This window comes from Streptomyces sp. NPDC054834 (assembly GCF_053611185.1).
Genome location: NZ_JBSGZV010000067.1, coordinates 24,894 through 37,421, shown reverse-complemented (window position 1 = coordinate 37,421; position 12,528 = coordinate 24,894). Strand labels below are relative to the sequence as shown.

Here is a 12,528-nt window from a genome sequence, read left to right as displayed (position 1 = left end):
GAGCCGGCGAAGCTGGCGTTCCCGCCGTAGGTGGCCGTCACCGTGAACGGACTGCCCGTCGTCGTCGTGTAGGCGTGCGTCACCGTCGCAGTACCGCCCACCAGGTTCACCACCTGGGACGGGCTGCCGTCACCGAAGTTGAAGGTGACCGTCCCCGACGGCGTGCCCGCACCCGGCGCCACCGCGGCCACCGTCGCGGTGAACGTCACCGGCTGACCCACCACCGACGGATCCGGCGAAGACACCACCACCGTGGTCGTCGACGCCTGATTCACCGTCTGCGTGTCCGTCCCCGAAGAGCCGGCGAAGTTGGCGTTCCCGCCGTAGGTGGCCGTCACCGTGAACGGACTGCCCGTCGTGGTCGTGTAGGTGTGCGTGGTCGTCGCGGTGCCACCGGACAGCGCCACCGTCACCGGCGCCGATCCGTCACCGAAGTTGAAGGTGACCGTTCCCGTGGGCGTGCCGGTCGCCGGTGCGACCGGCGCCACCGTCGCGGTGAACGTCACCGGCTGTCCCACCACCGACGGATCCGGCGAGGAAGTCACCGTCGTCGTGGTGCTTCCCAGGCCCTGTACCGTGTGCGTGTCCGTGCCCGACGACGGCAAGTAGCCGGCATCCCCGCCATAGACCGCGATGATCGTGTGCGAGCCGACGCTCAGGGTGTTCGTGCTGACCGTCGCTGTTCCCCCCACCAGCGGTGCCGTCAGCGTCGGCCCCCCGGTGATGTTGAAGGTGACAGTGCCTGTCGGCGTGCCCGCCCCCGGCGCGACCGGCGCCACCGTCGCCGTGATCGTCACCGTCTGCCCGAAGTTCGACGGATCCGGCGATGAGGTCACTGTCGTCTGGGTGGTGGCCTTGATGACGGCCTGCGTCGTGGAGCCCGTCGACGGGGTGAAGTTGGTGTCACCGCTGTAGGTGGCGGTGACCGTGTGGTTTCCGGCGGACAGGTTGTTGACCGTCGCCGTGGCGGTACCGCCCACGACGGGCACCGTCACGGTCGGCCCGCCGCTGACGACGAAGGTGACCGTCCCCGTCGGAGTTCCCAACCCGATCGGGATGACGGTCGCGGTCAGGGTTACCGATTGACCGATGACCGAAGGATTCGGCGAGGAGGAGACTAAAGTTACTGTGGCAGCCATGGATGGCCCTCCCAAGGGGGTCCAGGGTGGTCGGAGCCTGCCCCACGTCCCCCTTACCGGGGGCCGCGACCGACGATGACGGATGCCGAGCATCACGAATCGCCGTTCCCCGACTGGAAGATGGGCGGCCCCGGTCGGTGGCACCAGTACGCGCCCGACCGGTTCGGCCACGCCAGAACCATGACGCCCGAATCCCCCGAACAGCCGAGCGCACAGGCCGCGTAAGCGGCGCGAGACCGCCTACAGCGCCGGCGCGCGACGATCACTGTGCGCCCGGCGGTCGCGCAGAGTGAGGAGAATGCGCCGGTCGAGGAGCTGCCCAAAGCCAGTTGGTACCCGGCCCGGCCGCCGCAGGCCGGGCATGCCTGCCGATGCTCAGTCCGCCGCGTAATTCTGCCGCAACTCGACCTTCCGTACCTTCCCCGACACGGTCATCGGGAAGGAGTCGAGCATCTGAAGCCGGCTCGGGATCTTGTAGTGCGCCAACTGTCCCTCGCAGAACGCCCGCAGTTCGTCCAGTGTCAGCGGGTCGGCCGGATCGCGCGGGATCACACAGGCGAGCACCTCCTCGCCGTACCGCTCGTGCGGCACGCCCACCACCTGTACGTCGGCGATCTTCGGGTGGCCGTAGAGGAACTCCTCGATCTCACGGGGGTAGATGTTCTCCCCGCCCCGGATGATCATGTCCTTGATGCGGCCGACGATCTCGACGTACCCGTCCTCCCGCATCACCGCCAGGTCACCGGTGTGCATCCAGCGCCCCGCGTCGATCGCCTCGGCGGTCTTCTCCGGCTCGTTCCAGTAGCCGAGCATCACGCTGTAGCCGCGGGTGCACAACTCCCCCGCCGTGCGGCGCGGTTGCGTCACGCCGCTCACCGGATCGACGATCTTCACCTCCAGGTGCGGCAGCACCCGGCCGACCGTGCCGGTGCGGTGCTCCAGGTCGTCGTCGATCCGCGTCTGGAGCGACACCGGGGAGGTCTCGGTCATGCCGTAGCAGATGGAGACCTCCGCCATGTGCATCTCGGCCACCACCCGTTTCATCACCTCCACCGGGCACGGCGAGCCCGCCATGATGCCGGTGCGCAGCGACGACAGGTCGTACGTGGCGAAGTCGGGGAGGTTCAGCTCCGCGATGAACATCGTGGGCACGCCGTACAGCGAGGTGCAGCGCTCCCGCTGGACCGCCTCCAGCGTGGTCCTCGGGTCGAAGGACGGCGCCGGGACGACCATGCAGGCGCCGTGCGAGGTGGCCGCGAGGTTGCCCATCACCATGCCGAAGCAGTGGTAGAAGGGCACGGGGATGCAGACCCGGTCCTGCTCGTCGTAGGCGATCGCCTCCCCCACGAAGTAGCCGTTGTTGAGGATGTTGTGGTGGGAGAGGGTGGCCCCCTTGGGGAAGCCCGTCGTCCCCGAGGTGTACTGGATGTTGATGGGATCGTCGCAGGACAACTCGGCGGCACGCGCGAGTAGTTCCGCGCGCCGGTCCGGCGTGCCGCGCCCGAGCAGCGCGTCCCAGCTCGGGTCGCCGATGTAGACGGTCTCCCGCAACCGCGGACAGCTGCGCCGCACTTCCTCGACCATCGCCCGGTAGTCGCTCGCCTTGTGGCTGAGGGAGGCGAACAGCAGGGAGATCCCGGCCTGATTGAGGACGTACTCCACCTCGTGGGTGCGGTAGGCGGGGTTGATGTTCACCATGACGGCGCCGATCCGGGCGGTGGCGTACTGGACCAGCACCCACTCGGCGCAGTTGACCGCCCAGATGCCCACCCGGTCGCCCTTCGCGACCCCGCTCGCCAGCAGCGCGTACGCCAGCCGGTCGACGTCGGCGGCGAATTCGGTGTAGGTCCAGCGCCGCCCGGACGGCACGTCCACCAGTGCCTCGCGGTCCGGCCAGGCGGCGACCGCCCGGTCCAGGTTGGCCCCGATGGTGTCGCCGAGCAGGGCGGTGGCGCCGGTCCCGTGCGTGTACGACAGTTCGCTCACCGGAAGTCCTCCTCGCGGTACTCCTGGTCCGAGCCCGCCGCCGTGGCCTCGCGCAGCTCGATCCGGCGGATCTTGCCGGAGACGGTCTTGGGCAGCTCGCCGAACTCCAGTCGGCGGATGCGCTTGTAGGGGGCGAGGACCTCGCGGGAGTGCTCGAAGAGCACCTTGGCGGTGTCGGGGCCGGGCTGCCAGCCCTCGGCGAGGAGGACGTACGCCTTGGGCACGGCCAGGCGCAGCTCGTCCGGCGCGGGCACGACGGCCGCCTCGGCCACGGCCTCGTGCTCCAGCAGGGCGCTCTCCAGCTCGAACGGGCTGATCTTGTAGTCCGAGGCCTTGAAGACGTCATCGCTGCGCCCGATGTACGTCAGATATCCGTCCTCGTCCCGTGCGGCGACGTCTCCCGTGCGGTAGTAGCCGCCCGCCATCGCCTCCGCCGTGCGGTCCGCTTCACCGTGGTACCCGGCCATCAGGCCCACCGGCCGGGCTGACAGATCGAGCGCGATCTCGCCCTCGGACGCGCCGGGGGCGCCGGAGACCGGGTCCAGCAGCTCGACCTTGTAGCCGGGGCTGGGCCGCCCCATGGAGCCGGTCTTCAGGGGCTGTCCGGGGCTGTTGGAGACCTGCACGGCGGTCTCCGTCTGACCGAACCCGTCCCTGATGGTGACGCCCCAGGCCCGCCGCACCTGCTCGATGACCTCGGGGTTGAGGGGCTCACCGGCGGCGAGGGCCTCGCGGGGCGGGGTGGCGAGCCCGCTCAGGTCGGCCTGGATGAGCATGCGCCACACGGTCGGCGGGGCGCAGAACGTGGTCACCCCGGCCCGGTCCATCTCGGCCATCAGCCGGGCCGGGTCGAAGCGGGTGTAGTTGTGGATGAAGACGGTCGCCTCCGCGTTCCACGGGGCGAAGAGATTGGACCAGGCGTGCTTGGCCCAGCCGGGCGAGGAGATGTTCAGGTGCACGTCGCCGGGCCTGAGCCCGATCCAGTACATGGTGGCCAGGTGCCCGATCGGGTACGAGGTGTGGGTGTGCTCGACCAGCTTGGGACGGGCGGTGGTGCCCGAGGTGAAGTAGAGCATCAGCGGGTCGTCGGCCAGGGTGGGGCCGTCGGGGAGGAACTCGGCGGGTGCGGTGTACGCGTCCTCGTACGGCTCCCAGCCCTCCTCCGGCAGACCGCCGACGGCGATCCGGGTGTAGGCGCCGGGCACCTCGGCGAACTTGGCGGTGTCCTCCGCGCGCACGATCACGTGCCTGACCCGGCCCCGTTCGACGCGGTCGCGCAGATCGGCGGGGCCGAGCAGCGGGGTGGCGGGGATGACGACCGCGCGCAGCTTCATCGCGGCCAGCGCCGTCTCCCACAGCTCGGCCTGGTTGCCGAGCATGACCAGCACCCGGTCCTCGGCCTCGACGCCGCGTTCCCGCAGCCGGTTCGCGACCCGGTTGGAGCGCTCGGCGAGCTCCGCGAAGGACAGCCGGGTCTCGGTGCCGTCCTCCTCGACGATGTGCAGGGCGGTGCGGTCGTTGCCGTCCGCGATGACGTCGAACCAGTCCAGCGCCCAGTTGAAGTGCTCGGGGCGCGGCCAGTCGAAGCCCTCGTACGCCGTGGCGTAGTCCTCGCGGTGTTCCAGCAGGAAGTCCCGCGCGCTGCGGAAGAGCTCCGTCGCCGTCGTCATCTGTCCTCCTAGTTGCCGGACCATTGCCGGGCGGCTCTCTGGCATCGTGTAATCCGTGATGCAAATCTCACTACCCCCGAACGGGGGTGTGGGCAGCACGAAGCCGCGATGAAGGGGCGAAGAGGTGACAGCAGACGCCGCCGGGGTGGTGGAGATACGCAGTGCGCTGGCCCGGCTGCGACGCACGACCGGGCTCCCGGTCGCCTTCGGCGGTCTGGTCGAGGCCGGCCGGCCGCAGATGCGGATCAGCGAACTGAGCGGCACCGCCACCGTGGCGCTGCGCTCGCTCGCGGTGACCTCCGGCAACGGGCTCGGCGGCAAGGCGGTGGCGCTGGCCCGGCCGTGCGCGGTGACGGACTACTCCGCCTCCCGGCAGATCAGCCACGAGTACGACATCCCGGTGGCCGCGGAGGGCCTGCGCTCGGTGCTGGCCGTGCCGGTGGTGGTACGGCGGCGGGTGCGGGGCGTGCTGTACGGTGCGCTGCGCTCGGCCCAGCCGCTGGGCGACCGCACGCTGAGCGCGGCGGTGGCGGCGGCGCGGGACGTGGAACAGGCGCTGGTGGTCCGGGAGCAGGCGCGGGGCCTGCTGACCGCGGTCCGGCCGGAGCCCGCCCCGGGTGCGGTGGCCGCGGGCCGGGAACGGGTGCGCGAGGCGCACGCCGCGCTGCGCGCGCTGGCCCCGCGGATCGCCGACCCGGAGCTGCGGGCCGAGCTGCTGGCGGCCTGCGGCCTGCTGACCGGCCCGAGCCCGGCCGAAGGCCCGGGCCTGGCCCCTCGTGAACTGGACGTCCTGGCCTGCGTGGCGGACGGCGCGACCAACGCGGCGGTGGCCCAGCGGCTGGGTCTGCGCCCGGAGACGGTCAAGGGGTACCTGCGCTCGGCCATGCGGAAACTGGGCGCGCGCACACGGGGGGAGGCGGTCTCCACGGCGCGCCGCGCGGGCCTGTTGCCCTAGAGGGCCTGCTGCGAGAGTCCCGTCGTCCGCCCGGAGGGCGGGCCCGGCGCCCGGCGCGGAGCGGCCTGGTGTCGCAGTCGGTGCGTGCTCTGGGGGTCCCCCCGGCCGAAGGCTGGGGGAGTGCCGGGCGCAGGCGCTCGTACTGGACGTACTTGGGTCTGTGCCCGGTGCGGCGAGCGTGCGTGCCGGGTGTCGCCGGGCTGGGGGCACCTCCCGGCCGAAGGCCGAGGGAGGGACTTTCGCAACACCGGCCCTAGCCGGGTCGCGTCGCCGGCGACGGACAGGCGCTCACCAGCGGCGATGCGGCACCAGCCGTCTCCCGCGGCCTGGTCCGCCGGGCCGGCCCCGACCCTCAGGAACGTTTTCCATTCATGCGACCGCCCTCTGAATTTGCTTATGCCTGATCCCTGTTATTTCCCTCACCACGGCATCCGTCCGAATTTCGGGCTTCATTGCCTAGAATTTGGCCCGGACACGACACAGGAAGGGAGCGGTGACCGTGCGACGGGACATCCAGGAGCCTGCGAGATGCCGCCCCGACCTGGTCATCGGCCGGGAGGAGATGTTCACGGCCGCCCACGAGCAGCTCACCCGTGGCGGCAGCGTCCTGCTCCACGGCCCCGCCGGAATAGGGAAATCGACCGTACTGCGGGCATTGGCAGCGGAATACGCCGGTGCCGCCCACACCGTGTTGCGCTGCTCGGCCACCGAGTCCGAATCGCACCTCCCCTTCCTCGCGCTCGCCGACCTCCTCGGCCTGGTCCTCGACCGGGTGTCCGCCCGGCTGCCCTCCGCCCAGGCCACCGCCCTGGAGTCGGCCCTCACCGGCCGCGGCGAGTCCAGCCTCCAGCGCGACGGGCTCGCGCTGCGCCTCGCCGTGCTCTCCGCACTGCGCGCGCTGGCCGCCGAGGGCACCGTCCTCCTCGTCGCCGACGACCTCCAGTGGCTGGACCCGGCCAGCGCCGAACTCCTCGGCTTCGCCGCCCGCCGCCTGGGTGACACCCCGGTCCAACTGCTGTGCGCGGTGCGCACCGAGGGCCAGGAGTACGACCGTCATCTACGCGCGTCCCCGCCCGACACCCTCGCCGTCCGGCTCGGCCCCCTGACCCGCACCCAGGTCTCCGCCCTGCTCGACCACCGCGGCCACACCGGCCTGACGCGCTCCACGGTCCGCGAGATCCACCGCACGAGCGGCGGCAACCCGCTCTTCGCGCTGGAGCTCGGCCGCGCCCTCGCCGAGAGCACCACCCCGCCGCGCCCCGGCGAGCCGCTGCCGGTGCCCACCTCGCTGCGCGCGCTGGTACTCAGCCGCCTGGACATGCTCTCCGTCGAGGCCCGCCGCACCCTCCTGGTGGCCAGCGCGGGCGCCCGCCCCACCCCGGCGCTGCTGCACGCGGCCGGCCGGGAGAACGCCGAGGCCGAGTGCGCGCAGGCCGCCGAACTCGGGCTGCTGGCCACCGAGCCGGAGGGTCCCGCCGTACGGTTCGCGCACCCGCTGATCTCCGCCGCCCTGTACGCCGAGGCCCCCGTCCACGAACGGCGGGCCGCGCACGCCGCGCTGTCCACCGCCGCCCCCGACCCGATAGAGCGGGCCCGCCACCTCGCGCTGGCCACCACCGGCACCGACCCGGAGGCGGCCGCCCGGCTCGCCGAGGCCGCCGCGCTGGCCCGGGACCGCGGGGCGCCGTCCGTGGCCGCGCAGCTCGGACTGCTCGCCGCCCGGCACACCCCGGCCGGCAGCGTGCCCGGCCCGGACGAGCGCCGGCTCCAGGCCGCCGAGGACGCCATCACCGCCGGGGAGGTCGACCTCGCCCGGGACATCGCCCGCGAGGTGCTGACCCGGGCGACCGTGCCCGCCGAGCGGGTGCGGGCCTGGATGGTCGTGATCGAGACGGCCGGCCACACCATGACCGAGGTCGACGCCGTCTTCCCGCAGGCCCTGGCCGACGCCGGCGACGACCCCCGGCTGCTCGCCCTCGTGCACTACCAGATGGCGTGGCGGGCGCTGATCGTGGAGGGCGACTTCACCGAGGCGCGCGAGGCCGCCGCGCACACGGCGGAGCTCGCCGAACGCGGCGGCGACCGGCGCACCGAGCTCCTGGCACTGGCCTTCCTGGCCCAGATCGAGACCCTGATGGGTCATCCGGCGGCCCCCGCCACCATCAAGCGCGCGATGAAGGAGCCGCAGGACCCGAGGGTGGCGTGCCATCACAACGGCGCGGGCAGCGCCCGGTTCCGCTGGCTGGTCATGGGCGACCGGCTGGCCGAGGCGCGGACGACCGTCACCGCCCTGCTGCGCGAGGTGCGGCGGCGCGGCTCGGTGGAGAGCGAGGTGCACTTCCTGCGCGGGCTGGCCGAGACCGAACTGCGCTCCGGGCACTGCGGCCGGGCGCTGGAGCTGGCCCGCGAGAGCCTCGCCCTGGCCCGGGACTCCGGGATCGGCGAGACGGCCTCCGGCATGCTCACCTCCCTCGCGGAGGCCTCCGGCGGCGACGTGGACCGGGCGCTCGCGCTGGCCCGGGAGGCGGTCGAGCACGCCGAGCAGGACGGGGACCAGATGTACCTCTCCCGGGCCCTGGGCGCGCTGGGCTACGCCCAGTTGGTGGCCGGCGACCCGGCGGGCGCGGTGCGCTCGCTGCGCCGTGTACGGGAACTGGAGCAGGGCCTGGGCATCACCGACCCGGCGCGCGGCCGCTGGCACGGCGACCTCGCCGAGGCCCTCGTCAGGATCGGCGCCCCGGACGAGGCGCAGGACGTCATCGACGTCACCCGTGAGCACGCGCTGCGGCTCGGCCGGGAGAGTGTGCTCGCGGTCCTGGACCGCACCGAGGCCCTCGTCCGCGCCGCCCGCGGGCAACTGGACCCGGCCGTCGCCCAGTTGACGTCGGCCCAGGACCGGCTCGCCAAACTCGGCTACGGACTGGAGGAGGCCCGCGCCGCCTTCGCGCTGGCCCAGCTGCGCACCGGGCGCCCGGGACCGACGGCGTACGACGAGGCGAACCGGCTGTTCCGCCGCTGCCGGGCGCTGCCCTGGCTGCGTCAGGTGGAGGCGGCCGTCACGGCACCGGAGCCCGACCCGGAGCCGGCGGTCACCGCGCCCGCCGCCCTGGACGCGCTGGAGGGACTGGCCGCGATGGAGCGTCAGGTGGCCGCGCTGGTCATGGAGGGCGCCACCAACCGGGAGATCGCCGCCCGTCTGTTCATCAGCGTCAAGACGGTCGAGGCGACCCTGACCCGGGTCTACCGCAAGCTGGGGATCCGTTCGCGGGTGGACATCGTCCGATTGGCGGCAGGCCGCCGCGCGAAGTGACAACCCGCCAGGTTTACTGGGCCGGACCGAGGGTTTTCCCTGCCCCGCTCCACTAGGGGGTTCCCTCATTGGGAGGAGGCCGCTCCGGGTCCTAGCTTGAACCCATGCCGCTCGCCCGGGCATATGGGGGTCGGTCCCGCGACCCCCATGCTTCACCCCCACACCCGCGCGTCCCCCCACCGGCAACCCCACTGAGGAGACTCATGTTCGGGCCAAACCGCGCAAAGAGAACCGCCGCCGTCGTCGCGGCGACCGCTGCCGCCGCCGCGACCGCCCTGTTCAGCGCTCCCGCCGCGCAGGCCGCTCCCCAGCCCATCGTCGGCGGCACGACGACCACGACGACCGCGTACCCGTTCATGATGCAGATCACGGACGCCTCCGGTAACCAGTTCTGCGGCGGCACCCTGGTGGCGGCGAAGAAGGTCGTGACCGCGGCCCACTGTATGGTCGGCGAGTCCACCAGCAGCGTCCGGGTGGTCGGCGGCCGGACCTACCTGAACGGCACGAACGGCACGGTCAGCAAGGTCAGCAAGATCTGGATCAACCCGGACTACACCGACGCCACCAACGGTGACGACGTGGCCGTGCTGACCCTGTCGACGTCGATGTCGTACACCCCTGCGTCGTACGTCTCCTCCTCGCAGACCGGCGTGTACGCGGCCGGCACCACGGCCCGCATCCTCGGCTGGGGCACCACCTCGGAGAACGGCAGCTCCTCCAACCAGCTGCGGACCGCGACCGTGCCGATCGTGTCCGACTCCAGCTGCAAGAGCTCCTACGGTTCGGACTTCGTCCAGACCGACATGGTTTGCGCCGGATACACCTCCGGCGGCGTAGACACCTGCCAGGGCGACAGCGGCGGTCCCCTGCTCATCGGGGGCGCCCTGGCAGGGATCACTTCCTGGGGAGAGGGGTGCGCGGAGGCCGGTTACCCGGGTGTGTACACCCGGCTGACCACCTTCTCGGACCTGGTGACCACGCAGGTCAACTCGTAACCGGGGAAGCCCCCGAGGAACCCCTCGGGTAGATGCCAGGGGGGCGTTGCGGGCCTCCACGAGCGGCCCGCAGCGCCTCCCTTTCCACGTTCTCCCGCGTTCCCGGGGCCCGGGGCCCGGTCTCAGCTCCGTACGACGGTGCCGAACCGGATGTCGTACGACGCCCCGGGGTGCATCGTCTCCAGCATCCGCCGTCCCTCCTCGCGTACTTCCTCCCGCTGGGCCGGGGTCAGCCGCCCGAAGGGCTCCACGACCAGCGCCTCACCGTCCGGTTTCCACACACCCGCCAGGAAGCCGTCGACGAGGAGCGTGCGGTGGGCCTGGTTGCCCCGCCAACTGCGGCCCCGGTACTCGGGGGGTATGACGCGGGTGCGGTCGGCGTGGGAGAGCAGCAGGTTGTCGAACTCGGGCAGGAAGCGGGGCGGGGCCGGGGTGTCCGGGTCGGGGCGGGGCGCGTCGGGCAGGTCGAACAGTTCGACGCCGTTGTCGTCCTGGAAGGTGACGAGCTGTGGGCGCAGGCGTTCGAAGGCCGCGCGCAGCCGGGTCAGGCCCGCCCAGGTCTGCATGTCCTTGACGGAGGCCGGGCCGAAGGCGGCGAGGTAGCGCAGCACGACGGCGTCCGCTGCCGGGGCGGGCTCGGCGGGGCGGCCCAGCCACCGCTCGGCGGTGGTCAGGGCGACCTGGCCGCTGCGGTCCCAGAGCCCGCGCGGGGTGACCTGGACCAGCGGCAGCCGGCAGCGGGCGGCGACCGCGAGGGCCTGCGGGTCGGCCTCCGGCCACTTCGCGGACAGGGCCTGGCGCAACTGCGCCATGGTGCGGGGCTCGGCCTCCACGAGCTCACGGGCGAGCGCGGCGAGCCGGTCGAGGTCGACGCCGGTGAGCCCCGTGCGGAAGGCGTTCAGTTCCCGGTCCCTGGCGGGCTGGACGAGCGGGCGCAGGGTGAGGCAGTCGTCGGCCGTGTGGGTGTGGATGGTCGAACGCATCGTGACGATACGGACGGCCGCGCGGTCGGCCATGAGCCGGGAGAGATCCTGCGGCACGAAGCGGTCGAGGCGGGCGGCGAGCGCGTAGTACGGCGGTTTCACGTTCTGCGCCTGAAGCCCGACCAGATGCTCGACGGCCACCCCGGCCGACATCGCTGAGCGGCGCAACAGCAGCTGCCGGTCGAGGGTCGCCCGGTTGAGGGCCCGGAGGGAGAGCACGGGCACGCTCGCCGCACGGGCGCGGGGACTCTTGATGCCGGGGCTCTGCTTACGGGGGCTCATCGCGCGGGGGCGTTCCGGGTGGGGGCCTGCCGGGTGGGGACCTGCCGGGTGGGGACCTTCCGGGTGGGGACCTGCCGGGTGGGGACCTGCCGGGTGGGGACCTTCCGGGTGGGGACCTTCCGGGTGGGGACCTGCCGGGTGGGGACCTTCCGGGTGGGGACCTTCCGGGTGGGGACCTGCCTGGCGCGGGTCTGCCGGCTGCGGGCCGTCCTGGCAGGGGCCTTCCAGGCGAGAACCTTCCGGCTGCGGGCCTTCCCGGCAGAGGCCTTCCCGCTGCCTGCCTTCCTGGCAGGGCCCTTCCCGCTGCGGGCCATCCAGGCGAGGGCTTTCGGGGCGAGGACCATCCAGGCGAGCGCTTTCGGGGCGAGGGCCATCCAGGCCGGAGCTCGCCGGGCGCGTGCTCATCGCGGTGGCCCTCTGTGTGCTCGGGCTCCCCGGGCCGCCGCCGTCCGTGCTCCGCACGCCGCGCATCCGTTCCCCCCGTTCTTCGTCGCCACGGCTCTCCCGCCGATGGCTGCCCGCGCGCGAACTCACCACCCCACCGCCCTCCTCGCCACGACCCCCCGCACTCCGACCCGCCACCCCACCGCCCTCCTCGCCACGACCCCCCGCACTCCGACCCGCCACCCCACCGCCCTGCCCGCCGCGACCCCCCGTGCTCCCATCTTCCACGTCACCGCTCCCCATCTCAGTCCCCACGCCTCGATCCCCACGCCGGAGCCGCACGGCCGCACTCCCGCATGGGTGCTCCTTGGTGCGGGCGTCGGCGCGAGGGGGCTCCGGTCTGTCATGACCGCACGCTAGTGCCGCTTGCGGACATCTTTGGTCCGCAACTCTCACCGGATCCCGGTCCGCGCGCCCGACGGATCAGGGCGGATCGCGGCGGCCGTCGAGTACTTCGCCGAGTCGGAAGCCGTCGCCGGCGCGGAGGACGATCCGAACAGTCCGGCCTCCTTCAGCCGAGAGGTGGCCCGCTTGTTCACCACAACACCGTCCTGCCCTTGGTCGCCCAGCATCTGACCATCGCCGAATGGGAGGAGCTCGGGCAGGTCAGCCTGGCGAAGATGCCAAGAAGTATCTGCTGCGCGCCTTCAGCGCGTTGCCGGCCGTAGCGACTCCCGAAGAGCGGCGAGCGGTTCTCACCGAGGCTCCGCTGCCAGCGCGTCTCATGTGGCGCCTGTTCGGACGGCGCTCGTACGCCCGTCGGC

At 72.6% G+C, this 12,528-nt stretch carries 9 protein-coding genes; 3 read left to right on the top strand and 6 right to left on the bottom strand.

Annotation, left to right across the window (positions count from 1 at the left end):
* From ACWGJM_RS44990 to ACWGJM_RS44980, 3 genes are all read right to left on the bottom strand, one after another.
* Nucleotides 1–1,139: Ig-like domain repeat protein (locus tag ACWGJM_RS44990; RefSeq protein WP_453417579.1), on the bottom strand; the 1,139-nt coding region annotated here is incomplete at its 3' end.
* Nucleotides 1,140–1,514: 375 nt separating this feature from the next.
* Nucleotides 1,515–3,116: an AMP-binding protein gene (locus ACWGJM_RS44985; protein ID WP_453417581.1), complete on the bottom strand. Its 1,602-nt coding sequence runs from the start codon at nt 3,114–3,116 to the stop codon at nt 1,515–1,517.
* A 5-nt stretch (nt 3,117–3,121) separates the two neighbouring features.
* Complete coding sequence (locus ACWGJM_RS44980) at nt 3,122–4,795, bottom strand: AMP-binding protein (protein WP_453417578.1); 1,674 nt, start codon at nt 4,793–4,795, stop codon at nt 3,122–3,124.
* A gap of 124 nt (nt 4,796–4,919) precedes the next feature.
* Between ACWGJM_RS44980 and ACWGJM_RS44975 the strand changes: the two genes are divergently transcribed.
* From ACWGJM_RS44975 to ACWGJM_RS44965, 3 genes are all read left to right on the top strand, one after another.
* Nucleotides 4,920–5,750: a response regulator transcription factor gene (locus tag ACWGJM_RS44975; protein ID WP_453417577.1), complete on the top strand. Its 831-nt coding sequence runs from the start codon at nt 4,920–4,922 to the stop codon at nt 5,748–5,750.
* 493 nt (nt 5,751–6,243) lie between these two features.
* Nucleotides 6,244–9,060 (top strand): AAA family ATPase, encoded by a 2,817-nt coding sequence (locus ACWGJM_RS44970; protein ID WP_453417576.1) that lies wholly within the window; start codon nt 6,244–6,246, stop codon nt 9,058–9,060.
* A 203-nt stretch (nt 9,061–9,263) separates the two neighbouring features.
* Nucleotides 9,264–10,055 (top strand): S1 family peptidase, encoded by a 792-nt coding sequence (locus ACWGJM_RS44965; RefSeq protein WP_453417575.1) that lies wholly within the window; start codon nt 9,264–9,266, stop codon nt 10,053–10,055.
* Between the two features lie 122 nt (nt 10,056–10,177).
* Here the strand turns inward: ACWGJM_RS44965 and ACWGJM_RS44960 are convergent, their stop codons facing one another.
* The 3 genes from ACWGJM_RS44960 to ACWGJM_RS44950 all read right to left on the bottom strand — a co-directional run bounded on the left by ACWGJM_RS44960 (nt 10,178) and on the right by ACWGJM_RS44950 (nt 12,336).
* Nucleotides 10,178–11,320: a winged helix DNA-binding domain-containing protein gene (locus ACWGJM_RS44960; RefSeq protein ID WP_453417574.1), complete on the bottom strand. Its 1,143-nt coding sequence runs from the start codon at nt 11,318–11,320 to the stop codon at nt 10,178–10,180.
* Entirely contained in the window at nt 11,317–11,694 is a 378-nt protein-coding gene (locus ACWGJM_RS44955; protein WP_453417573.1) for a hypothetical protein, read from the bottom strand. The genes ACWGJM_RS44960 and ACWGJM_RS44955 overlap by 4 nt, the downstream gene beginning before the upstream one ends.
* Nucleotides 11,695–12,156: 462 nt before the next feature.
* Complete coding sequence (locus ACWGJM_RS44950; RefSeq protein WP_453417572.1) at nt 12,157–12,336, bottom strand: hypothetical protein; 180 nt, start codon at nt 12,334–12,336, stop codon at nt 12,157–12,159.
* Nucleotides 12,337–12,528 lie beyond the last annotated feature (192 nt).

Excerpts from the sequence above, each read along its gene's own strand:
- ACWGJM_RS44950 (WP_453417572.1), bottom strand. The coding sequence starts at position 12,336 with ATGCTGGGCGACCAAGGGCAGGACGGTGTTGTGGTGAACAAGCGGGCC.
- ACWGJM_RS44980 (WP_453417578.1), bottom strand. The coding sequence starts at position 4,795 with ATGACGACGGCGACGGAGCTCTTCCGCAGCGCGCGGGACTTCCTGCTG.
- ACWGJM_RS44955 (WP_453417573.1), bottom strand. The coding sequence starts at position 11,694 with ATGGCCCTCGCCCCGAAAGCGCTCGCCTGGATGGTCCTCGCCCCGAAA.
- ACWGJM_RS44965 (WP_453417575.1), top strand. The coding sequence starts at position 9,264 with ATGTTCGGGCCAAACCGCGCAAAGAGAACCGCCGCCGTCGTCGCGGCG.
- ACWGJM_RS44960 (WP_453417574.1), bottom strand. The coding sequence starts at position 11,320 with ATGAGCCCCCGTAAGCAGAGCCCCGGCATCAAGAGTCCCCGCGCCCGT.